Origin of the sequence: Nocardia coubleae NBRC 108252 (assembly GCF_001612805.1) — a bacterium.
GTDB lineage: Bacteria > Actinomycetota > Actinomycetes > Mycobacteriales > Mycobacteriaceae > Nocardia > Nocardia coubleae.
This window is the reverse complement of sequence record NZ_BDBD01000011.1, coordinates 102,719-124,860: the sequence shown is the minus strand read 5'-3', so window position 1 is coordinate 124,860 and position 22,142 is coordinate 102,719. Positions and strand designations below refer to the sequence as shown.

General features: G+C 65.9%; 18 protein-coding genes. 12 read left to right on the top strand and 6 right to left on the bottom strand.

The window, feature by feature from the left end:
- Positions 1–521: 521 nt before the first annotated feature.
- Positions 522–701 carry a hypothetical protein gene (locus NCO8_RS09560; protein ID WP_067638234.1) on the top strand — a complete coding sequence of 60 codons (180 nt, stop codon included), beginning with the start codon at positions 522–524 and terminating at the stop codon, positions 699–701.
- A gap of 21 nt (positions 702–722) precedes the next feature.
- Here the strand turns inward: NCO8_RS09560 and NCO8_RS09555 are convergent, their stop codons facing one another.
- Positions 723–1,853 (bottom strand): hypothetical protein, encoded by a 1,131-nt coding sequence (locus tag NCO8_RS09555; protein ID WP_067638232.1) that lies wholly within the window; start codon positions 1,851–1,853, stop codon positions 723–725.
- Between the two features lie 1,074 nt (positions 1,854–2,927).
- Here NCO8_RS09555 and NCO8_RS09550 point away from each other — a divergent pair.
- Together NCO8_RS09550 and NCO8_RS09545 are read left to right on the top strand one after the other, a co-directional pair.
- Positions 2,928–3,299 carry a hypothetical protein gene (locus NCO8_RS09550; RefSeq protein WP_157104853.1) on the top strand — a complete coding sequence of 124 codons (372 nt, stop codon included), beginning with the start codon at positions 2,928–2,930 and terminating at the stop codon, positions 3,297–3,299.
- Between the two features lie 523 nt (positions 3,300–3,822).
- Positions 3,823–6,291 carry an Orn/Lys/Arg family decarboxylase gene (locus NCO8_RS09545; protein ID WP_210739944.1) on the top strand — a complete coding sequence of 823 codons (2,469 nt, stop codon included), beginning with the start codon at positions 3,823–3,825 and terminating at the stop codon, positions 6,289–6,291.
- Between the two features lie 349 nt (positions 6,292–6,640).
- Here NCO8_RS09545 and NCO8_RS09540 read toward each other — a convergent pair whose 3' ends face one another.
- A complete protein-coding gene (locus NCO8_RS09540; RefSeq protein ID WP_067639912.1) occupies positions 6,641–9,832 on the bottom strand; it encodes an AfsR/SARP family transcriptional regulator in 3,192 nt (1,063 codons plus the stop codon).
- A 101-nt stretch (positions 9,833–9,933) separates the two neighbouring features.
- Between NCO8_RS09540 and NCO8_RS09535 the strand changes: the two genes are divergently transcribed.
- From NCO8_RS09535 to NCO8_RS09525, 3 genes are all read left to right on the top strand, one after another.
- Positions 9,934–10,698 carry an SDR family oxidoreductase gene (locus NCO8_RS09535; protein ID WP_067638228.1) on the top strand — a complete coding sequence of 255 codons (765 nt, stop codon included), beginning with the start codon at positions 9,934–9,936 and terminating at the stop codon, positions 10,696–10,698.
- A gap of 9 nt (positions 10,699–10,707) precedes the next feature.
- Positions 10,708–11,151 carry a nitroreductase family deazaflavin-dependent oxidoreductase gene (locus NCO8_RS09530; protein ID WP_067638226.1) on the top strand — a complete coding sequence of 148 codons (444 nt, stop codon included), beginning with the start codon at positions 10,708–10,710 and terminating at the stop codon, positions 11,149–11,151.
- Positions 11,152–11,282: 131 nt separating this feature from the next.
- Positions 11,283–11,717, top strand: a complete 435-nt coding sequence (locus tag NCO8_RS09525; protein ID WP_067638224.1) for a DUF6196 family protein — start codon at positions 11,283–11,285, stop codon at positions 11,715–11,717.
- 127 nt (positions 11,718–11,844) lie between these two features.
- On the opposite strand, the gene NCO8_RS09520 is transcribed toward NCO8_RS09525, so the two are convergent.
- A complete protein-coding gene (locus NCO8_RS09520) occupies positions 11,845–12,729 on the bottom strand; it encodes a zinc-dependent alcohol dehydrogenase family protein (protein ID WP_210739943.1) in 885 nt (294 codons plus the stop codon).
- Between the two features lie 400 nt (positions 12,730–13,129).
- Between NCO8_RS09520 and NCO8_RS09515 the strand changes: the two genes are divergently transcribed.
- Together NCO8_RS09515 and NCO8_RS09510 are read left to right on the top strand one after the other, a co-directional pair.
- Positions 13,130–13,585: a hypothetical protein gene (locus NCO8_RS09515; RefSeq protein WP_167353265.1), complete on the top strand. Its 456-nt coding sequence runs from the start codon at positions 13,130–13,132 to the stop codon at positions 13,583–13,585.
- A 5-nt stretch (positions 13,586–13,590) separates the two neighbouring features.
- A complete protein-coding gene (locus NCO8_RS09510; protein WP_210739942.1) occupies positions 13,591–13,899 on the top strand; it encodes a transcriptional regulator in 309 nt (102 codons plus the stop codon).
- A gap of 77 nt (positions 13,900–13,976) precedes the next feature.
- On the opposite strand, the gene NCO8_RS09505 is transcribed toward NCO8_RS09510, so the two are convergent.
- Positions 13,977–17,021, bottom strand: coding sequence for an AfsR/SARP family transcriptional regulator (locus NCO8_RS09505; protein ID WP_067638215.1), 3,045 nt, complete (start codon positions 17,019–17,021; stop codon positions 13,977–13,979).
- Positions 17,022–17,097: 76 nt separating this feature from the next.
- On the opposite strand from NCO8_RS09505, the gene NCO8_RS09500 reads away from it, so the two are divergent.
- The 3 genes from NCO8_RS09500 to NCO8_RS09490 are packed head-to-tail and all read left to right on the top strand — an operon-like array spanning position 17,098 to position 19,681.
- Entirely contained in the window at positions 17,098–17,592 is a 495-nt protein-coding gene (locus NCO8_RS09500; RefSeq protein WP_084457105.1) for an NADPH-dependent FMN reductase, read from the top strand.
- Between the two features lie 26 nt (positions 17,593–17,618).
- Positions 17,619–19,193, top strand: coding sequence for an MFS transporter (locus tag NCO8_RS09495; RefSeq protein ID WP_067638211.1), 1,575 nt, complete (start codon positions 17,619–17,621; stop codon positions 19,191–19,193).
- Complete coding sequence (locus NCO8_RS09490; protein ID WP_067638209.1) at positions 19,190–19,681, top strand: pyridoxamine 5'-phosphate oxidase family protein; 492 nt, start codon at positions 19,190–19,192, stop codon at positions 19,679–19,681. The genes NCO8_RS09495 and NCO8_RS09490 overlap by 4 nt, the downstream gene beginning before the upstream one ends.
- Positions 19,682–19,831: 150 nt before the next feature.
- Here NCO8_RS09490 and NCO8_RS09485 read toward each other — a convergent pair whose 3' ends face one another.
- Together NCO8_RS09485 and NCO8_RS09480 are read right to left on the bottom strand one after the other, a co-directional pair.
- On the bottom strand, positions 19,832–20,254 hold the full coding sequence (locus NCO8_RS09485) for a VOC family protein (RefSeq protein WP_067638206.1): 423 nt from the start codon (positions 20,252–20,254) through the stop codon (positions 19,832–19,834).
- A gap of 56 nt (positions 20,255–20,310) precedes the next feature.
- Positions 20,311–21,057: a helix-turn-helix domain-containing protein gene (locus NCO8_RS09480; RefSeq protein ID WP_067638204.1), complete on the bottom strand. Its 747-nt coding sequence runs from the start codon at positions 21,055–21,057 to the stop codon at positions 20,311–20,313.
- Positions 21,058–21,460: 403 nt separating this feature from the next.
- Here NCO8_RS09480 and NCO8_RS09475 point away from each other — a divergent pair, with 403 nt between their 5' ends.
- Entirely contained in the window at positions 21,461–21,925 is a 465-nt protein-coding gene (locus NCO8_RS09475) for a pyridoxamine 5'-phosphate oxidase family protein (RefSeq protein WP_067638202.1), read from the top strand.
- Positions 21,926–22,142: the final 217 nt, after the last annotated feature.

Sequence of the window (22,142 nt, the reverse complement as noted above, 5' to 3'; positions counted from 1 at the left end):
CACCAGCCCGGGCACAGCGATAACTCCTCCCTACCGCTGGGCACAGTGCAGCGGGCAGCCGGGTAGGGCAGGGCTAGGGCGGCTTTGCGAGCACGAGCGCCTTGCCTACGTCGCGCGTTGAAAGTCATGATCATCTCTCCGGCAGCGTCCCGCGGCCCCTACCAGGTAAATACGACTGGTCGACAGGTCGACAGGGTCTTTCAGCGCGATCCGCACCTTCGTGGGCGGACCTTGTCCGATCAAGCCGGTAGCACGCGGGCCTCGGATCGGCTCGGAATCAGGCGAGCGCTATCGCACCCGAGCACACTAGCCGACCTTGACTCCTGCTGTGCCCGGCACTACCCCAATAGACTCCCTACCGGCACGGTTACGCATGCCCGCTCCGAGCCGCGACGGCCCACACCCGCCACGGCAGCGAAGACAAGGTCCCCACCCGAATCGCGTAGCAGCAGCGAAAACGCTAGGTCATCAACGCAACCCGGCGGGATCGAGCGTGGGACGACCCGCACACGGAGCCGACCATGACCAGCAACCGTCGTACCGAGACCGAGATCCGCCGCCTCCAGGCCGAGAGTGACTTCCCCTCCTCGGTCGCCGCAAATATGGTCACTAAGCTCTACCAATTCCGCTCGGGCGCGTGTGCTTCGCAAATCCACCGGAGCGATAAGAAGCGCCGCGACTTCCGGCAGGCGACACGATAGCAACCTTCGGATGGTCGGCTGTCAGCCAATACCGGCCAGGACCGCACTGCTGACCGCCCGAGCACGCTCGCACATGTCGAACGGCGCCGCAGGCCAGCTGGCAGCCAGCGGGTTTTGCGGGTTGGCGTCCACCGACACACTCACCACGTGCGCCGTGGCCGCCCCCGGTACCGCGGCCGGAACATAGGTCAGCGCGTAGCCACATTTGTTGGGTGACGGCAGTGCGGCATTCCCCGTCGAAGGGTATTCGACCCCACTCAGACCGTCGTGGGTGACGACCCCGTCTTCCGGTAGTACCGCGGCTTGCTCGTTGTTACGCATGAACGTCGCTGTGACGGTGATCTTGTAGGGGTCTCCCGGCTTGCTCAAGTCGATCGTGCACGAGTATGCGCTGACCCACCCGGTCTGTCCACCGTTCCAGCCGGGAAACAGATCCCGAATCGACGCATCGGCCGCGCACGGATTCTTCTGCACCAGGGACCGCGAACCAGGTGATGCGCCGATGTCGCGCGGCGGCATCTCGATCAATGTATCCGCCAGAGCACCCAGGTACTCCTTGGTGGATTCACAGCGGGCAGGCCATTCGCTGGGCTGACCGGGGGAATGGACACGCCGACCGCGCAGGCCGTGCGCGAACCCTGTCTTGCCGATCGGAAGGTAGTAGGTGCAGTCGTGGGTACCGTAGCTGGTTCGTGACCGGAACACCTCATGGCCACCGACCTCCTCGGCGGTGTCCTGGTCGCGATCGATGCTGAGATATGCATCGGCAAGCGACAACTCGAAGATGTAGCCGGCGCCGGGCTCGACATCGGAGTTGACCATCACCCCGCATTTGCTGAATCGCTCGATCAACCAGCCGTCGGCAGGGGTCCCGTAGCGCCGCGCAAACTCCCGATCATGCAGCAAGCACGCGTGCGAGGACCGGACACGCCCCATCAAGTCCGCGGTGCCCGGTGCCACGCTGGCCTCGGCGAGGTCGCCGGGAAAGATGGCCGACTGCGGCGGCACCGTCGCGGCTGGATCTGTGCTCACCGGGATCGGCGAGCCTTCGACCAATTGCCCACACCCTGCCACCATCGCCGCCACAGCGGCCAAACAGACTGCCTTGGCGAACTTCCCCCCCGCGCACCACACCTCCAGGAACGCCAACATCTTGTCCGCGTGAGCCTATCGTGACGGCCGAGTCCAACCGCGAGCGGACGGCCGCTCCAGGGCGGTGGCACTGTCCGTGCCTGAAGAAGAGGACCTCACTGCAATGTTGAGACTCGTTGAGAAGCGCCGTGTCGCGAACCTGCCTGGCACCGAGCATAATTCGGGACTAATGGGCGTGGTCTGGGCAATTGGAACGCACGCCGGGCAGATTCAAATCCTCCGCCAGTCACCCCCGTAGGCAGAGAGAACCACTGGATTGGGAGAGCTTCCAGGCCATCGTGCCGTCAGACCAGCACCAACGATGTCCGCCGAATCAACTGCTGTGCGTACTGGTCGAATACCCCTCCGGACACCAGTGCTAAACGCAACTATGTGTTTGCACATATCTACTCGATGCTCCAGGTGCGACCTCGCACCTGGAGCATCCGCATTTTGTAGGCAATCTGCAGCAGCTGCCGCTGTGAGTAGGCGAACATCGCCGCTCGTCCCACTGTTCGGTCCAGGTCAGGTTTCTTCTCGACCTACGGGGACCGTCGGATACGTGGCGTTGCGAGAGGACCGACGTCGGTTACCTTCCGGCATCGAGCCAGTGTGATTCGTCTCACTCAGCTGCCCACCGCGCGGGCAGCTCGATCCATAGCCGGGCAACCACAAACTCGAAGCAGTCCTGGTGGGACCAGGTCATGAGCGGCGGCTCACCACTGGTCGAACCTCGAATCGCACCGACAGGCGGGCAGCAAGCACCGCGGTTACGTACTGCCTAGACCCGCCCATCGGCACTGAGGCCGCGTGGGAGGGCACTGCGCGCGCCCTGAATCGTGGGCAGTCGCGGTGCTGAGCCATGGTGTGCATTTTTCTGCGCACCGTCGCATTCACACCATGCGATCGGTGACTTTCCAGAATCAATACCAGACGGATCCTCAGCGGCCTCCTTCCCTTCCCCCGGACGTTGCAGATATCCGTGGCACTGCTAACTCCTGATGCCGACGTGCTGCGCGCCCGCACCATGTTCCGTCGGGACGAGAACGCAGATATCCAGGGCCACAATGGTTCTCGTGACGGTAGGGTCTGATCATGCGTTCGCTCCTGGCAGTATCGATGCTCTCCCTGGCGCTTCTCGTGGCCGTACCTCCCGCTGCAGCGGACCCGTTCGACGGCGAGCCGGCTGAAATCGTCTCGCTCGCTTACGACTTCGGCCGGTGTGACACGAGCCTGATAGTCATCTCGAGTGATGTGCCGGTACGGCTGGACATCACTGTGCGCAACCAATTCGAACTCGATACCCGGGTTCGGATTCCCAAGTTCCTCTGGATGCGGGAGCTACCGGTCACCATCGCGCCGGTGACATTCTCGGTGAAGTTCATGGCAGCCGCGGGTGAATACGAGTTCGATGTGGTCACCGAGAACGAGGGCGTGCGATGCGAGGGGGAAATCATCGTCCTCTGAGGCTCCGTTACCGAAACATGCGGGCATGCAACATGAGCGAGGGCAAGCAATGAGGGAGCGGTCGATCTGTCCCGGATCGCGGGCCAGTCGGATGCCCAAGCCGAGCCTCGGCGGCCCGGATCGACCCGATCCGATTGCGCGACAACGCCATGCTGCGCACCGACACCGCCCTACCCAAGCGACCTACTGATCTCGTTCCAACCGGCCACGATGACGGCACCAAGTGACCGCACATCGGCATTTTGGTGCGTGCGGCGGTCAGACTCGCGTGGCGAACTGGCCACGGCGGCCGCCGCGCCTTCGCCGCCTAGTTCGGCACCGCTTACACGGCACAAACCTGCAGACAAGCGGCCCGGGCCTGCCATGCTGGAGCACCTCCGGCATCCGCGGCGTCCGACGCGGACGGCAGAACTACACATCCAACTCGGCCATGGCATCGAACACCGTACGGGCCGAGGCGAATTCGATGCCCGGGCCGCCCGTCGCGCGCCGGACGGGTCCCTGTTACCGGAGGAGTCCCGCTGTGTCCGGATCAACGATTCTGCTCGCGGTCAACGAGGTGCTGCCCGGTTCGGTCCTGGACGAGCAACTCGAACTAATCTGCGCGCACTTGGCCGAGTCCGGACACGAGGTGGTCCGCGCCGGTACCGACGAGGACGCGCTCGCCCTGGTCCAGACGCGTGCCGAGTTGACGGCGGCACTGGTGAGCTGGGACATGTGCGACGCCGACGGCGTGCTCGAACGCCCGGCCGAGGTGGTGTTGCGTGCGGTGCAGGCACGATTCGCGAACCTGCCCGTCTTCCTGGTGAGCACCGCGGCCTCGGTGGACGATCTGCCGCTGTGGGTCTCGGAGGTGGTGTGCGGCTACGTGTGGCTGCTGGAGGACACCGCGAGTTTCATCGCCGGTCGCATCGGTGTCGCCGCGCGCCGCTACCAGGACGAGTTGCTGCCCCCGTTCTTCCGGGAGTTGCGCCGCTTCGACGACACCCACGAATACTCTTGGCACACACCGGCCCACGCGGGCGGTGTGGCCTTCCTGAAGTCGTCGGTCGGGCGGGTCCTGTTCGACTACTACGGCGAGCGACTTTTCCGCACCGATCTGTCGATCTCGGTCGGCGAGCTGGGTTCGCTGTTCGAGCACACCGGCCCGATCGGTGACGCCGAGCGCAACGCGGCCCGGATCTTCGGCGCCGACCTGACCTACTTCGTCCTGCATGGGGATTCCACGTCCGACCGTATCGCGATCCACGCCAGCGTCGCCACCGACGAGCTCGTGCTGGTCGACCGCAACTGCCACAAGGCGATCTACCACGGGCTGACACTGACCGGCGGCCGTCCCGCCTATCTAGTGCCCACGCGCAACGGTTACGGCTTGATGGGCCCGATCCCACCGCACGCCCTCACCCGCGACGCGATAACCGAACTGCTGCAACGCAATCCGCTGTCCGTCGACGCGGCCGACCCGGCGCCGGTCTACGCGGTGGTCACCAACTCCACCTACGACGGGCTCTGCTACGACGCGGTGCGCCTGGCCGAGTTGCTCGGCGCCAGCGTGCCCCGGATACACCTGGACGAGGCCTGGTTCGCCTACGCGCGCTTCCATCCGCTCTACGCGCGCCGCTACGGCATGGCGGTGGACGCGGAGTCGGTTCCCGACGAGCTCCGCCCGACCGTGCTGACCACCCAGTCCACCCACAAACTGCTCGCGGCGCTGTCGCAGAGCGCGATGGTGCACGTGAAGAATTCGCCGCGCTCGCCGGTCGATCACCGGCAATTCAACGAGACCTTCATGATGCACGCCACCACCTCGCCGCTGTACCCGATGATCGCCGGTCTGGATGTGGCGGCGGCCATGATGGACGGCCCCGGCGGCACCTGGCTCGCCGACGAGGCGATCACCGAGGCCATCCGATTCCGTCAGGCGGTGGCCCGCATCAGCCGGCGCATCGAGTCGGCGGGCGACCGGCCTGGATGGTTCTTCGGCACCTGGCAGCCGGAGCAGGTCACCGATCCCGGCACCGGGCAGAGCTACGCGTTCGCGGACGCCCCACTGGATCTGCTGCGCACCGAGCCCGCCTGCTGGAGCCTGGAACCCGGCGCCGAGTGGCACGGCTTCGCCGGCCTCGAGTCGGGCTACTGCCTGCTCGATCCGATCAAGGTCAGCATCACCTGTCCCGGCACCAATGCCGTTGGCGTGCAGAGCGATACCGGCATTCCGGCCAAAATCCTGACCGCCTATCTCGAGACCCGGCGCATCGTGGTCGAGAAGACCGACGCCTACACCTGCCTGGTCCTTTTCTCCATGGGCATCACCAAAGGCAAGTGGGGCACGCTCATCGATGGACTGCTCGACTTCAAATCCCTCTACGACTCCGGCGCCGCACTCGGCGAGGTCCTGCCCGCGCTGGCCCGGGAATTCCCCGCGCGCTACGCCGGCCTCACCCTGCGCGACCTGTGCGACCAGATGCATCGGCAGCTGCGCGACAGCGAGTTGATGCCGCTGCTCGAAGACGCCTTCACGCACCCGCCCCGCCCCGAGTTCACCCCCGCGCAGACCTACCAGCGACTGCTGCGCGCCGGCACCGAGCCCGTCCGCCTGGCCGAGCTCGCCAATCGCACCGTGGCCACCCAGGTGGTGACCACCCCGCCCGGCATCCCGGTACTGATGCCCGGCGAGAACCCCGGCGAGAAGGACGCGCCCATCCTGCGCTACCTGCGCGCACTGGAGGACTTCGACCGCAACTTCCCCGGATTCCCCAGCGAAACCCACGGTGTCACCAGGGATTCCATGGCGACTACTGGATCACGTGCCTACGATGAGCGGCGCACTGAGGATCCACTCACGCGCGGAGCGCACAGCGATCCACTACCGGCCGCCGCTCGACCAGCCCGAATGCGACTGCCGACACCGGGCCCGGCAGATGCTGTCGGGCGAGCGCAGACATTGCTGGGTTTGGTTGCAACCGGACCATCCGCCGGGCGATCCGGATAGCCCACCCAGCGGCTACTCGAGAGTGGTGTGAGGACCAGGTCCCGGCCAGGATCGGAGCACCAGGGTGTGTCGTCGTCCTCGCATAGCAGTACGCCCCGCGGTGTGGACTCCGGTTGGATGGTTACAGGCCGGATCTGCCAAGGATGAGTGACGGGATCACCAGGTGTCTCGATGCGGCGTGGGGCTTGCTTCGACCGGACTGCTCAACCGGCCCGGCTCAGGCCACGGTCGAGATCATGGTGGCGTGGTAGCAGCCCTGGACTGCCAAGCTCGGTGGAAAGCCGGTGAATGCTGATGTCACGCTCCGACAGCCCTGCACGCCTCATATCCGCCTGACACGGCACCACCACTACACATCCCGCGCGTACTCCGCCTCGAAGCGGTTCCTGCCCAGTGTCGAACGAACCGCCGTCGCAATGCGGTCCACGTCACCGCGTTCGGCCCGGGGCAACGGGGCGCCTACGGATTCGCGGACTCTGGCGGCGGTGCCGAGGAGGCGGGCCGCGAGTTCGGACTTACCCGCGAGTTGCTGTGCACCGGCCAGTCCCTCATAGGCGAGGGCCAGCGCACGAGGGTCGCCGGTTTTACGGGCGGCAACGAGGCCATCTTGGTGCAGTGCCAGCGCTGACCGGACGTCACCTCGTTGCTCGGCGACGAAACCGAGCTCTGCGAGTATCAGCGCAATACCGTTCGCCGCGTCGAAGTTACGATTCCACTCCAGCCATGGGCGCAGGTAATGCTCGGCGGTGTCGAGCCGTCCCTGGCGTCGCGCGCTGAGTGCGAGGCCCACTTCGGCCGATTCCTGAGTGGGCCGGTGCCCGTGCGCTTGGGCTAGTTGTAGAGCCCGTTGGTGAAGGTTGTCCGCCAGGGGATATTCCTGTCTGAGAAGTGCTATACGGCCCAGTTCGGCCCATCGCGTCGCCGCGTCGTTCCAGAGGCCCAGCTGCTCCGCGATGCGCAGTCCCTCTCGGTGCTGGGTCTCGCCCTCCCGGTAGTCGCCCCGGATCTCCGCCAGCCTGCCGAGCGTCCCGGTAGCTTGCAATTGCCCCCACCGATCGCCGACCTCTGCGAACAGGTCACAACTCTGCTCGCCGTCTCGCCGGGCCTCGTCCAGCTCACCACGAACTTGCCGCTGGACCGCGCGGACCGTGAGCGCTGCGGCGAATTCCCAGCGCTGGCCCAACTCCCGGCAGTCCTCTAGTGCCCGGTCGATGAGTTCCACTCCGACATCTATGTTGCCGAACATTGTTGTGGCGTAACCGAGGAACCAACCCGGCCCTGAGCGGTCCCGGCGGTCCGGGATGGCTCGGTAGAGCCGCAGTGGCGTGTGGCTGTCCCACGAGGCATCAGCCCGATCACCGCAGAGTAGCGTCAACGCGGCTCGCCATGCCTCGAGCTGTTGGACCCAGGGGTGTTCTGTGGCAGTCGAGTACATGAGTTCCAACGCTGCGGTGATCGAGCGTCTCGCCTCCATGAGCCGACCGCGCAGGAACCAATACCAGGTAAGCGCCTTGGCCAGCCTCCGAGCCAAGGCGGTGTCGCCGACGGCGAGGGCGGTGTTCAACGCGTTGCGCATGTTGGCGGATTCGAGGTCGAGAATGCGTAACCAGCGACATTGTTGCGGGCCGCGCAACTCGTCGTCGGCTCTTTCGGCAAGTGCGAGGTAGTACTGGGCGTGGGCGCGGCGAAGCTGCGTGTATTCGGCCTCATGGGTCTGTAACTGTTCGACACAGTAAGCGGCAATCGATTCCAGCAGCCGGTAGCGAGTGCCCTCAGCTTCCTCGCTGACGACCACCAGGGAACGGTCGACCAAGCGCGCGAGTAGGTCGAGCACCTGCCCGGACTCGACGCCTCCTCCCGCGCAGAGTATTTCGGCGGCTTCCAAGCTGCATCCGTCGGCGTGCACACCGAGGCGGCTCAATACCGCTTGTTCGGCAGCGGTCAGCAGTTCCCAGCTCCAGTCGATCATGGCGCGCAGTGTTTGCTGGCGGGGAGGAGCGCCGCGACGATGGCTGGTAAGCAGCCCGAATCGGTCGTCGAGGCGATCGGCGAGCTGAGCGAGGCCCAAGGCGCGGATACGCGTCGATGCCAGCTCGAGTGCCAGCGGTAGTCCGTCCATTCGGCGACAGATCGCAGCCACCACGTGTGCGTCGTCTTCGGTCATGGTGAACCCCGGTGCCGCGGCGGCGGCCCGCGCCGCGAACAGGCGAACTGCGCTGGAGTTCATGATTTCTGCCGGTGTTGCTCCCGGTTCGGGCAATTCCAGCGGCGGTACCTGCCATAACTGCTCGCCTGCGATGTCGAGCGGTTCCCGGCTGGTGGCCAGTATGTGTAGCCGAGGCGCTCCGTGCAGCAGCAGCCGCGCCAGCCTGGCCGCGGCATCGACGAGGTGTTCGCAATTATCGAATACCAGCAACAGCTCTCGGCTGTGCAACGCGTCGATCAATTGCCGCACCGGTGAACGCGTCGATGTCGGCGGCCGTGCGTCGTCCCGGATCTCCAGTACGGCCGCGACCGCATCGGCTAATTCGTCTACGGCCTTGTGCACCGTGTCCGATACCCGGTGTGCGCCGAATTCCACCAGCCACGCGCCGTCGTCGAAGACATCGTCCGATTCGCGTGCGGCAGCCAACGCCAGCCGAGTTTTACCGACCCCACCCGGCCCGGTCAGTGTGACCAGGCGTTCTCGGCTCAGCAGTGCCCGCACTTGCCGCACGGACTCGGTCCGTCCTATGAGATCGGTGATGGGCGCCGGCAGGTTGGTACGACGCCGGGGCGAGTCCTGCGCCCGCCGGTCGGATGCCGGCGGCTCGATCGGCAGGGTCCGGCGCAGCATCTCCTGATGTAATTCGACGAGCTCCTGTCCGGGTTCGAGTCCGAGCTCGTCGTCGAGATGACGGCGCACATCCTGATAGACGGTCAAGGCTTCGTCCACGCGTCCAGCGCCATACAAAGCACGCATCTGTATAGCGCGTAACCGTTCGCGGAAGGGGTGCAGTTCGGTCAGTTCCTGCAACTCGGTGGCCAGCCGACCGTAGTCGCCCAGTTGCAGCCGGGCCTCGGCATGCTCTTCGAGCACTAGCATCCGCTGCTCTTCCAGCCGCGTAACCGAAGGCTGGACGAGCGTGTCGTCCGCGAAATCCGCGAACGCGGGCCCACGCCACAACTCCAGTGCCTGAGCGAACAACTGAGCCCGTCGACCCGGCTCACCAGCCCGGCGCGCTTGCTCGGCCAGCGATGCGAACTGCCCGGCGTCCACCGCGTCGGCGGCTACGAGCAACGTGTATCCCATCGCACGGTGAGCAACCAGATCCGTGCCCACCACCCGGCGCAGCCGGGATGCGAGGGTCTGCAACGCACTGCCCGGGCGAGCCGGCATGCTCTCGCCCCAGATTCCCTCGATCAGCCGGTCGGCCGAGACCACCCGCCCCGGGGCCGTCAGCAGACCGGCGAGCAGGGCTCGCACCTTCTTCTCCGGCACCGGGACCACTTCGCCGCCGGCCCCCCACACAGTCAGGGGACCCAGAACTCCGAAGCGCACCGCTGTGAGTGTACTGACCGACCGAATGCGGACTGCGAGTGTATCGAAAGCGCTGCCGCGCATAGTCGAACCTGTCATACCGAGACGAACAGGAGAAGTTCATGAGCAACAAGCTTGCGGGCAAGAAAGCCGTCGTCACCGGCGGTACGCACGGCATGGGCTTGGCAATCGCCAAAGCTCTGCTCGACGGTGGCGCCGAGGTCGTGCTCACCGGCCGCAACGAAAAGACACTCGAAGACGCCCGGACCGAACTGGCGGGACGAGCCGTGCATGTGGTGCGGTCCGATGCCGCCAGCATGGCCGACATCACCGCGCTGGGCGAGATCGTCCAGCAGCGGCTGGGCCGGATCGACCACCTCTTCGTCAACCACGGGATCGCCGAGTTCGCCGAACTCGCCCAAGTGACCGAGGACGCCTGGGACCGGCATTTCGCCATCAACACCAAAGGCGCCTTCTTCACCGTCCAAGCCCTGGCGCCGCTGCTGACCGACGGCAGCTCGATCGTCTTCACCACGGTCGGCAACGATGTCGTCTTCCCCGGGTTGAGTGCCTACTCCGCATCCAAGGAGGCCACCCGCGCCTTCGCTCATGTGCTCGCGGCCGAGCTGCTACCGCGCAAGATCCGGGTGAACTCGGTGGCACCCGGCTACATCGAGACCCCGACGATGGGCGTAGCGGGCCTGAGTGCCGCGGAACGAGAAGAGTTCGTCCGGCAAGGTCACGAGTCCACCCCGCTCAAGCGCACCGGCACAGTCGAGGAGGTCGCAACAGCAGCATTGTTCCTGGCGGTCGACGCAACCTTCACCACCAACGTCGAATTGGCTGTCGACGGAGGCTTCGCCCAAGGCCTCCCCGTCCTAACCTGAGGAGGAAATATGACATCGAACCCTGCGGTGCATGACAGCCCCGATCCGTCGGTCGCGGAACATGTCCAGCGTTACCTGGCAACCAACGGCGCCAGCGGATATCGAGAAGGCGGTGTCACCAACCTCGTCCTCACCCACCGCGGCCGAAAATCAGGCAAACTCCACCGGACGGGCCTGTTCTACGGGGAAGACGGCGACCGCTACATTCTGGTCGCCTCGGGTTCGAGCATCACCCACACCCACCCCCAGTGGTACCTGAACTTGGTAGCGAACCCGGACGTCGAGGTACAGATCCTCGCCGAGCGGTTCACCGCCCGCGCTCGCACTGCGGAAGGCGCTGAACGAGAACGACTCTGGAAGCTGATGACCGCACTCGCTCCGGTCTATCGCTCCTATGAGGCGCGTAGCCGCCGGGTCATTCCCGTGGTGGTCCTGGAACGTGGATCGCAGTAGCCGGCGAACGCTTGCCGGCACGACAGACGTTCGCTCCGCTCCGGTAGCTCAGCTGTCTACGATTCCTACGAAACATGCGATCGCTCATCCCCGGTTAAGATCACCGGGCTCATATAAAAGGAGTTTCACTGATGGTCAGTGTGAGTAGAGAGACTGCGGAACAGACAGACCAGCGGCTACGCCGGGTGATCGCCCAGGCGGATCTCGTCGTGCACAATGGCGTCTGGTGTTTCGAAGAATCTCCGGTCGACCAGCCACCCGTACTCACCAGCGAGACGCTCGCCATCGTCCGAGACCAGCAAGTTTGGAGTCGCCTGGTCCCGTTCAACCGAGACGACGATAGTGTTGAACGCTTCGGAATATTCTCTTTTCACTTCCCCGGTAACGTGGATAACAGCGGTTTCGTCGGCTGGCTGGCCACGCACCTCAAGGTTGAGTTGGGGACAGGCGTTTTCGTTGTCTGCGGCAGCAATCGTGCGAGCGGCGGTATCTATGATTACTGGGGCTGTCCGATCGACTTGCTCGATCAAGCCGTCGCGGTCGTCGAGATGCTACGAGCCAGCTGATGGTGAAAGATACGGCTGCCGCACCGGTTGGCCACGCATAGAGCAGTAGCCAGTCAACAGCGAGCCGTTGGTGGTCGCTGCGGGCGATGTGGTTCACCTGCGGCGCAGGCTATTGACAGCCTCCAACTCACGGCAGCAGGAGCACTTTGCCCTGTCCGCCACGCTCCTGTGCTGCACACAAGGCAGCGTGTACCTCTTCCAGCGGAAATGTCTGCCGCAGCCTGGACACCGCAGTGCCGTCGAGGACAAGCCGACCAGCTGTGTCGAGCCCGTCCTGGAGGTCGACGTAACCGGCACTATGTACCCAATCACGCAGTCGGTAGAAGTGAATCTGCACATCGGGACGCTGCTGGCGCAGGGTGGCAGGTAGCGGCCGGCCCGACAACAGCCCATAGTGCACCAGGGACCCGCCGTGGCGCAGCGTAGACACCAGACGCGTCCCGTCTTCGCCGCCGATCGCATCGAAGGCAACCTCGGGGCCGCCGTCGGTCACGTGGACCAACTCCTGTTCCCAGTCCGGTTTGCGAGTGTCCAGCACGGCCGCCCACTCGGGACCCGACGTCGACTCCCGATCGACAGCGCCACGCACCAGTGCCACCGGCGGTACACCTCGCTGGTGCAGGAGCCTGGCCACCATCCCAGCGATTGCTGATCCGGCGGCGTTCACCGCCACCGTCGGGACACCGCGGGGATTCACGAAATCCTCCACCATCCGAAACGCGGTCAGCGGGTTGATATATGAGAGGGCAGCCTGTTCGTCTGTCAGTTCGGGCAGCACGCGGAAACACCATCGTGCGGCGGTTGTCTTGACCTGCTGCCAGGCTCCCGAGCTACCGATCGGGACCACGCGGTCACCGATCGAGACGATGTCCACCCCGGGCCCAGTCTCGATGACACGTCCAACCCCCTCGAACCCGGGTACAAGCGGAAGAGGCGTTCGCGACGGATAGGCTCCGGCGATTGTCACCAGATCCGAGGGGTTGATCGAGGCCGCTGTCATGCGCACAGCCACCTCCCCCGCCTCGAGCGCACCGGGGGAATAGTCACCGACTTCCACTACATCGGCGGCGGGTCCGAATCGGGTGACGGTAGCTCTGCGCACTCCTCCTCCAGTCTGTCAGCCGACTCGCGTTGCGCTGCATTGTAATACGCCGATACTGGCAGCCATGTCGACCAGAGATCCTCATGGTCAAGGTCATGCCCGCCTCTCGTCGGGCCCGCGCCGCCGTCGCGGAAGCCTTGCAGCTCAGAACACACCTCGACATTCCACTCCAGCGCACTGAATTGCCGCTAGGCGCGCGATTCGGCTGGTCAGAGGGGACCTCGCGAGCGCACGAAAATGCCGACGACGGCTTGGAGCCAGCTAAGAAATAGGTTGCTACATGGAAACCTATTGGCATACAGTAACCATCGTGAAAGGCGAACCGTCCCCGCAAGACCAGCTCGACATCGCCGCCTCGGCCACCATGCGAGCCCGCACCGCGACGCCTGTGCCCCAATGGGTTCCACCGGTGGCGGCACTGCTGGGAGCCTCCAGCCTTCTCGTGGTAGGCCTTGCCCGCCCCGAGTCCGACGATGCGGACTTCTGGGCGGTCATGTCGATCGGGGGCGCAATATTCTGTGTATTCCTTGCCCTGATGACCTGGGTATGGCACAGACAACGCAGCAACGGAGTGGCTCCGCGGTATCTGCTCGACCTGCCTCGGCGGCGCTGGCAACGGGTTTCGCTGTTTCTGGTGTTGGTGCTGGTGTCCAGCGTGGCGCAAGGGTTTCTCGACGGATGGGCTCATGTCATCTCTGCCGTTCTCCTCGGCGGCATCGGGTGGTGGGTGCTGGAACGGCAGCGGCGGGCTACATGCCTGAGCTGAGCGATGTGCTGGGCTCGCTGCCACGGTTGAAGCTGGTCGCGTTCTTGGAAGGCTGCAAGCAGGCCGAGTTCGGCACCGTCGCGGATTTGTGCGATTTGAACAAGTCGACACTGTCGAAAGCGATGACCGTGCTCGAGGACGCCGGCTACGTCGCGGTCCGCAAGGGATATCTCGGGCGCAGGCCGAAAACCTGGCTCGCGCTGACCGATCACGGTCGGCTGGCCTATCGCGAACACCAGGCCGCTTTGGCAGCGCTCACGCGTATGGCACAACAGACCGCGGCTTCGAACCGGCCACCCCCTGCCGAGACGTGAACCCGCCTACCCGTTAGCCACCAGGATCGACTGGTCTACCGGCGCACCAAGTGCCGGATCGGTGGAAACCTGACGGATCAGAGCTCCTTCGGGATGGTCGCCGCCGGGTCGTCAGCACCCTTTCGGAACGCCGCCTCGAACGCCGTTTCGCCGAGTTCGGCGCGCACCAGCGCAATGATCCGCACGACATCGCCGCGTTCCGCGTCCGGTAGCGGCGCCCCCACAGCGGTCCGCGTCCTTTCGGCCGCACCGAGGAGTTGGGCCGCCGTCTCCGGTCTGCCGGTCAGCGCCTCCGCGCCGGCCAAGCCCTCCAAGGCGAGCGCGACCGCGCGAGGATCACCGGTCTGCCGTGCGGCCGACAAGCCGGACAGGTGCAGGGCGCGCGCGGCCTGCGCGTCACCGCGCAACTCGGCGATGAATCCCAGTTCGGCCATGATGAAGGCGATCCCGAAATCGGAGTCGAGCTGTCCCTCCCATGACAACCAGCGACGCAAGTGCGTTTCGGCGGCATCCAGGTCACCGCGCCGCCGGGCAGCGATGGCCAGCCCGAGCTCGGCGAACTCCTCCCCCAGCTGGTAGCCGTGTTCGGAAGCCAATCGCATTGCTTGGCGGTGCAGTTCGTCGGCGTGCGCGAGGTCGCCGCTCAGCAGGGCGATCCGGCCGAGCGCGGAGAGCTTGTCAGATAACTCGGTCCACAGCTCGAGCTCCTCTGCCATCCGTAATCCGTCCCGGTGCAGCCGTCTCGCCCGGTCGTAGTCCCCGACGATCTCGGCATGGCGGCCGAGCATCTGGGTCGCCTGCACCTGCCCCCAGCGGTCACCGAGCTCGGTGAACATCGCCATGCTCTGCTCGCCGTACTCGGCCAGGGCGGCCAGGTCACTGCGAATCAGCGCGTGCTGGGCGCGGGTGACAAGAGCGGCGGCAACGCCCCATTGATCGCCGGTCGCCCGGAAATCGGCCAGGCTGCGCACGGCCGGAGTCTCGTCGTTTCGTTCGCCGATAAGGCTCTGCGCGAAGGCGACGAACCATTCCGCTCGCCCGTTCTCCGGCTGTCCCGTCGGCGTCACGGGCTCGTCGGAATGCTGGCCGAGTCGCCGAGCGAACCCGGCCCGCCAGAGCATCGCGCGCCGGTCCGAAGGGAAAGCCGACATTGCTCGAACGCCCTCGCCGAGACGTCCGCGCAATACCCAGTACCAGGCCAGAGCGTCCACGAGCCTGCTACCGGTTTCGGGGTCGGAATCATCGAGCGCGGCCCGCAGATTGGGAGCCTCGGCGTCCAAGCGGCGCAGCCACTGTCGCTGTTCCGGGCCGCGGAGATGGGCGTCGGCGCGCTCGGCGAACTCGGTGTAGTACTCGCGGTGCCGATGCCGGACCTCATCGAACTCATCGGCTTCCCGAAGTCGTTCGATGCCGTAGGCGGCCACGGATTCGAGCATTCGATAGCGGGGTTCGTCGGTGCCGGAGACGGTCAGCAGCGACCGATCGACCAGCCGTGTGAGCGAGTCGAGGGCATCGAGACCACAAGCCGCCTCGACCGCGTCCAGGGTGGCGCCGTCCGCGTGAATCGCCAAACGGCGCAGTACGATTCGCTCGGGCTCGCTGAGCAGCTCCCAGCTCCAGTCGATCATCGCGCGCAGTGTCCGTTGCCGTGGCGGCGCATCGCGCGGCCCCGAACCCAGCAGCCGGAACCGGTCGTGCAACCGCCGGTCCAGCTCGTGCACCCCCAGCGCCCGCACCCGGCTCGCCGCCAGTTCCAGAGCGAGCGGGATGCCATCCAACCTCCGGCAGATCGAGGCGATGGCGGCGGCGTTGCCGGCGTCGAGGCGAAAGTCCGGTACCGCCGCAACCGTTCGCGCGACAAACAGCTCTACTGCCGCCGACGCGAGGTCGAGCGGCGGGACCACGAACAGCCGCTCGCCGCTGATGTCGAGGGGCTCCTGGCTGGTCGCGAGGATGCGCAAGCCGGGCGCCGCCCGCAGTAGCTCGGCGCTGAGCGTGGCCACCTGCTCTATCACGTGCTCGCAGTTGTCCAACACCAGCAGCAGGCGGCGATCCCGCAGCGTCTCCGGCAGCCGATCGCCCACGGTGACCGTGTCGTCGCGCAGTTCGAGCGCCGCCAGAACGGCGTCGGTGACCCGGGTGCTCGGGCCTTCCACGGCCAGCTCCACCAGCCAAGTCCCGTCGGGGAATCCGCTCGACACCGTGCGCGCGCATTCGATGGCCAGCCGGGTCTTGCCGACACCACCAGGCCCGGTCAGAGTGACCAGCCGAGCCTCGGCCAGCAGATCACGCACCTGCGCCATGGCGGCGTCCCGGCCGATCAGTTCGTTCACCGGGGCCGGTAGGTTCGTCCGGGCGCGAACGGCTGGCGCCGGGCCCAGCGTGTTGTCCTGTTCCAGGATGGCCTGATGCAATGCGGCCAGCTCCGGACCGGGATCCACGCCGAGCTCATCGGCCAGGCGGGTGCGCAGATCATGGAAGCTCGCCAAGGCCTCGCCCTGGCGGCCCGCCCGGTACAGCGCGCGCAAGTGGGCGGCGCGTAGTCGTTCGCGCAGCGGATGCTGGGCGACCAGATCGCTCAACTCGTCCGCGAGTAACCCGTGCTCGCCCAGCTCCAGCCGAGCTTCGGCACGCAGTTCCGTGGCAGTCAACCGTTGCTCGTCGAGGCGGGCGATCACCGGACGCGCGAATTCCTCGTCGGCGAAATCGGCCAGGGCCGGGCCGCGCCAGAGGGTCAGAGCGTCGCCGAGCATCCGTGCGACCGCACTCGGGTCGGCCGTTCGTGCGGCATCGCTGATCAACCGCTGGAAGCGGGTGGCATCGACTGTCGCCGCCGGTGACAGCGCGTAGCCGGGGGCGCGGGAGACGATGAGGTCCCGGCCGCCGGGCTCGGCGTCCTCGAGCGCGCGCCGCAGCTGCGACACGCGGGTCTGCAGCGCCCCCGACGGGTTGGCCGGGAGTTTGTCACCCCACATGTCGTCGATCAGCCGGTCTGCCGGAACGACCTCGCCCGCACTGACCAGCAGATGGGCGAGCAGAATTCGGACCTTCAGCTCCGCGACCCGGACCGGGCGCCCTTCCGATGTCCACACGGCGAGTGGACCGAGCACCCCGAAACGCATGCCGCAACGGTAACCCGGAGTCCGGCTGGAGTTCATCCGGAGTGAATCCGAAGGCCGTGCCCGCACTGTGATCACCATGAACCAAGAGCCACTGCGGATGGCGATCCTCACCGAACGCTCCGGTGTCGCCGCCACCGAGCGATTCGCCGAATATGCGGCGAGCCGAACCGAATTCGAGACCGACGTCATCGATCTTTCGCTGGCCTGTCTCCCCGCGGTGCCGGGCGACGGGCACGCCGTGCGAGATCTCGCGCCCTGGCTGGCCGGGGCCGATGCCTTCGTCGTGGCTACGGCCGAAGTCAATCGCGGCTATCCAGGTGCGGTCAAGAACGCCATCGACTGCTTCGCGGCGGAATGGCGAGCCAAACCGGTCGGATTCATCGCCTATGGGTCGCCGACCGGGGGCCGGGCCGCGGTGGAACAGCTCCGGGCGGTCTTCACCAGCCTGCATGCCATGACCGTCCCCGATGTCGTCGGTGATCCCTTCCGGGCTGAGGCCGCTGAACGAATGACCGACCAGCTCCTGTGGTGGGGCCGCGCCCTGCGCGCCGCCCGCCCTTACATCTCGTGAATTCGAAAAACCTTCTAGGAGAAGAAATGTCAACCGGTGTTTCCACCGAAGTGCGAGCCGGAACGCGCGAATGGCTGGGCCTGACGGTCCTGCTGTTGCCGACCGTGCTCCTGTTCCTGGCCATGACCGTGCTCTTCCTGGCCACCCCTTATATCGCCGCCGACCTGGGGGCAAGCAGTACCGAGGTGCTGTGGATCAACGACATCTACGGCTTCGTCATGGCCGGACTACTGGTCACCATGGGCACCCTCGGCGACCGGATCGGCCGCCGCCGGCTGCTGATGGCCGGTTCGCTGATCTTCGGCGCCGCATCGCTGTTCGCCGCGTTCGCACCCACCATCGAATCGATGATCGGCGCTCGGGCGCTGATGGGATTGGGCGCCGCCGCGCTGATGCCGTCGACCTTGTCCTTGATCAGCACCATGTTCGGGAACGAGAAGCAGCGAGCAACCGCAATCGGCATGTGGGCCGCCGCGGTGTCCGCAGGTGTCGCGCTCGGTCCGCTGGTCGGCGGCCTATTGCTGGAGGCGTTCGGATGGGGTGCGGCCTTCTTGATCGGCGTGCCCGTCACGCTGCTGGTGCTGATCGCGGCGCCGCTGCTGATCCCGGAGTATCGGACGCCGAACGCCGCACGGATCGACCTGCTCAGTGTGGTGCTGTCGATGACCGCGGTGCTGCCGATCGTGTACGGCATCAAGGAGTTCGCCAAGGCGGGCCTGGGACCGGTCCCCGTCGTCGCCCTGTTGGCCGGCCTCGCGTTCGGCGTGGTGTTCGTCCGCAGGCAGGGCCAATTGGACAGCCCGCTACTGGATGTGCGGTTGTTCGCAAACCGGACCTTCAGCGGCGCGGTCGGAGTCTTCTTGCTCGCGGCGATCGGCCTAGGCGGGATCTACCTGCTGTTCACGCAGTATCTGCAGCAGGTGGCGGGGCTGTCGCCGCTCACTGCGGGACTGGCGATCTTGCCCGCGGCGCTGCTGCTGATCATCGTCTCCACCGTGACGCCGACCCTCGCACGCCACGTGCAGCCCGCCTACCTGATCACAGCGGGACTACTGCTCTCGGCGATCGGCTACCTGATGCTCACCCAAGTGGACAGCGTTGCCGGACTGCCTGTGCTCCTCACCGGCTTCTACATCCTCTACCCCGGTATCGCGCCGGCCATGGCACTCGTTCCCGGGATGCTGATCGGCGCGGCCCCGCCGGAGAAGGCGGGCGAGGCGTCGGCGGTCAACAGCACCGCCGCGGATCTCGGCACCTCGCTGGGGATCGCGATCGTCGGCAGCATCGGCACGGCCGTCTACCGCGGCACGATGTCGGAGCGCACACCAGCCGACGAGAGCCTGACCGATGCGCTCGCGTTTGCCCAGAACCTGCCGGACGCCGTAGGCGAAGCGCTGATCGCTACCGCCCGCATGGCATTCACGTCCGGTTTGAACGTCGCCGCTGTCGCCGCCGCCGTCCTCGCACTGACCGGCGCGATCGTCTCCGTGACGCTGCTGCGCAAGCCCGCCGAGGCGGCAGAGCCGACGCCGGAACACGAGCTCGCGACTGCCGCCGCATCCACCGAACTCACACAGGGTCTGACAGGAGCATCGAAATGACCACCACAGTGCAGTCTTTCAACGACATCCGCGACGAGTTCGACGCCTATGTCGGCGACATCGTCTACTCCACCATGGTCACTGTCGACAGTAAGGGCCGCCCACGCTCCAGGGTCCTGATCCCGGTGTGGGAGCTCGTCGAAGGAAACCCGGTCGGCTGGCTGGCCACCTACTCGACCCCGATCAAGGAGGCGCACCTGGCCGCCAACCCGCACACGACCTTCTCGTACTGGACCAGGAAACAGAACCAGGTGCACGCGGACACGCTCGCCGACTGGGTGCCGTTCGAAGACCGCACGACCAGGCAGCACGTCTGGGACCTGTACGAGCAGACCAGCCCCAAAGGCGCGGGGTACCCCCTGGGCAATTTCTGGAACGGCATCGAGGACCCGAAGCTGCGCATCCTCCGCCTGTCACCATGGCGGATCCAAGTTATCCGAGGTCGCGACCTACGCAGCAAGATATGGAAGTCCACAGCGCAAAACTGATGAGCGGCAAGCACAATGCCCGACGGCTTCCTCGAGAAGCCGTCGGGAATTGTGTGCCTGGGCGGGCCGTCGGCAACTGCGCCGGCCGGAACGGGAATCCGCGTTGTGCTGAAGTCAGAGCCGCGCGACGATGTGCCGCAGCCGCCGACGTCAGTCCTGGCCGGGCGTGGTGGCGTCAGCCATTGCGTCCGCGTTGTAGGCCAGCAGCTCCCAGCTGTGGCCGTCCGGGGCGTCGATGGCGCGGTTGTAGAGCCATCCCATGTCCTGTGCCTCTCGCGGTTCGGTGGCGCCCGCTGCGAGCGCGGCGTCGGCAAGTCGGTCCACCTCTTCGCGCGACCCGGCGGCCAGCGCGTTGATCAACTCGATCGGACCGTCCGCGGTGTCGCGTTTGGTGAAAGTCGCGAAAGTCTCGCGTGTCATCAACTGCACGACGATCGCCTCCGCGAGAACCACCTGCGCGGAGGTGTCCCCGGTGAAGTCCGGGTTGATGGCTCCGCCCATCGCCGTGTACACCTTCTTGCTCGCTTCCAGGTCAGTGACCGGCAAGTTGACGTAGATCTGGGTGAATGCCATGACGTGCCTCCAAGGACGGTGGTGGTGCCCCGGGTGTTCCCGGCGACACCCCGAACCTAGGGGCGTACCTCGACATCGGTCTTGTACAGGAGCGACAACATCTCGTCGCCGTCGCCACGCCGCAGCTCAGACGCTGTGCGGCCGGTGAACCGGGTCAGCGAACGCGCGAGGTGGGGCTGGTCGTGATATCCCGCCGACTGCGCGACCTCGATCAACGGCATACCCTGCTGCACCAGCAGCACAGCCTGTCTGGCCCGCTCGATCTGGCGGATCGCGCCCTGCGTCAGCCCGGTCGCCGCGACCACCCGCCGCTGCACCGACCGTGGAGTGACCAGAGCGGTCCCGTCCCCGCGCAGCACATCGGTGACCAGCGGGTCACGCACCAGCAGTCCCGCGCGGACCAAGCGGTCCACGAAAACCTCCGCATTGTCGTATCCCGGAATCTCCCATTCCTCGCCCTGCAGGACGAACGAGCGAGCCGTGGTGTGCGGACTGGACACCACGGTGTCGACCAGTGCCGGCACCGGCATCGGCGCCAGGAACGCGCCATGGCTGAAGATGATCCCGAGCGTCTCACCCGCACCTGGCCCCAGCTCCAGCACCGTGGGTCCAGTCTCCGGGCCGCGGACCGAAACGTGCGTTTCACCCCGGTCGCACCAGACGACGAGCTCCCAATTCGAATTCGCCACAGACCGCATCCGCGCCGCTACGGGCCCGGCAACCGATCCAGCCCGATAGACCCGCTCGACGTAGGCAGAATCGGACAGGCGCTGCTCGACTCCACCGGCCAGCTCGAGACTCACGACCGAAAACTAACACTGGCTGTCGCCTGATGAGTGTCCGAGCGTCCGAGAATTCTGTCGGGACTGCGACAGCCCAGCGCACCAACCGAACCACCCGCAGCAACAAGGAATTCATCGAGCACGACATTCACCTTCGACCGCGCCGAAGCCGAAATCACCAACACGGCAGACCAGCATCCGGTTCCACATACACACCACCCCATCACACGCCCTCAGCAGCCACCGTCATACCAACGTCTCGGCGTCGGCGGGGCAGGGTCGCCCGCGTCGATGTGTCCGGGCCACGCGAACGGCTGGCCGAGTGGTCGGTGATGGTCTTGCATCCGGAATGAATCCAGCACACTGTGAGGTGGTTCCTAGGGAAGACGATTATCGGCCGGCGTTCACGACAGAAAGGCTGAGAATGGAAAACGACAACCCGAAAGTCGAAGAACTCGCTGTCAACGACTGCTGGGCCTTACTCCGTACCCAGGAGATAGGCCGCCTCGCCGTGTCGGTGGACGACGACCCGGACATCTTCCCGCTCAACTACGTGGTCGACCATGGAACCATCGTGTTCAGATCCGCGCCCGGCACGAAGATGTCCGCCGCCTTGTCGAATCCGCGCGTCGCATTGGAGGTCGACGGCTACCTTCCCGAGCCCCACGAAGCCTGGAGCGTAGTAATCAAGGGCCGCGCCGAAGGGATTCGTGAAATCGGTGACCTGATGGACACCGTGGATCTCCCCCTGTTCCCGTGGCAGGGTGGCGCGAAGAACTTCTTCATCCGGCTCGTACCGACCTCAGTGACCGGTCGCAGATTTGCCGTTGCCGAACCGGCAGCTTGGCGGACTCCCCTTTCCGACGCACGACGATCTCCGATGGAGTAGAACGCTCGCCGGCACCACCGGGACCACGCCAACCAACCGATCCTCGCCACGGTTACTAGCGAAACTTCCTCGGCGGATGACAACTCCGAATCGGGGCCGACCAACAGCAGCACAGCGACCTCCCGATCGACCGGCCTCGCGGGTTCATCGGGCCGGTCTCGCGCACCGATCTCTCCCGCCGTGCCGGTGTCACCCGCCGCATCGATGGACGGCGCTG

Coding starts and splice junctions, on each gene's coding strand:
- NCO8_RS09560 (WP_067638234.1), top strand. CDS start 522: ATGACCAGCAACCGTCGTACCGAGACCGAGATCCGCCGCCTCCAGGCC.
- NCO8_RS09555 (WP_067638232.1), bottom strand. CDS start 1,853: ATGTTGGCGTTCCTGGAGGTGTGGTGCGCGGGGGGGAAGTTCGCCAAG.
- NCO8_RS09550 (WP_157104853.1), top strand. CDS start 2,928: ATGCGTTCGCTCCTGGCAGTATCGATGCTCTCCCTGGCGCTTCTCGTG.
- NCO8_RS09535 (WP_067638228.1), top strand. CDS start 9,934: ATGAGCAACAAGCTTGCGGGCAAGAAAGCCGTCGTCACCGGCGGTACG.
- NCO8_RS09530 (WP_067638226.1), top strand. CDS start 10,708: ATGACATCGAACCCTGCGGTGCATGACAGCCCCGATCCGTCGGTCGCG.
- NCO8_RS09525 (WP_067638224.1), top strand. CDS start 11,283: ATGGTCAGTGTGAGTAGAGAGACTGCGGAACAGACAGACCAGCGGCTA.
- NCO8_RS09505 (WP_067638215.1), bottom strand. CDS start 17,021: ATGCGTTTCGGGGTGCTCGGTCCACTCGCCGTGTGGACATCGGAAGGG.
- NCO8_RS09500 (WP_084457105.1), top strand. CDS start 17,098: ATGAACCAAGAGCCACTGCGGATGGCGATCCTCACCGAACGCTCCGGT.
- NCO8_RS09495 (WP_067638211.1), top strand. CDS start 17,619: ATGTCAACCGGTGTTTCCACCGAAGTGCGAGCCGGAACGCGCGAATGG.
- NCO8_RS09490 (WP_067638209.1), top strand. CDS start 19,190: ATGACCACCACAGTGCAGTCTTTCAACGACATCCGCGACGAGTTCGAC.
- NCO8_RS09485 (WP_067638206.1), bottom strand. CDS start 20,254: ATGGCATTCACCCAGATCTACGTCAACTTGCCGGTCACTGACCTGGAA.
- NCO8_RS09475 (WP_067638202.1), top strand. CDS start 21,461: ATGGAAAACGACAACCCGAAAGTCGAAGAACTCGCTGTCAACGACTGC.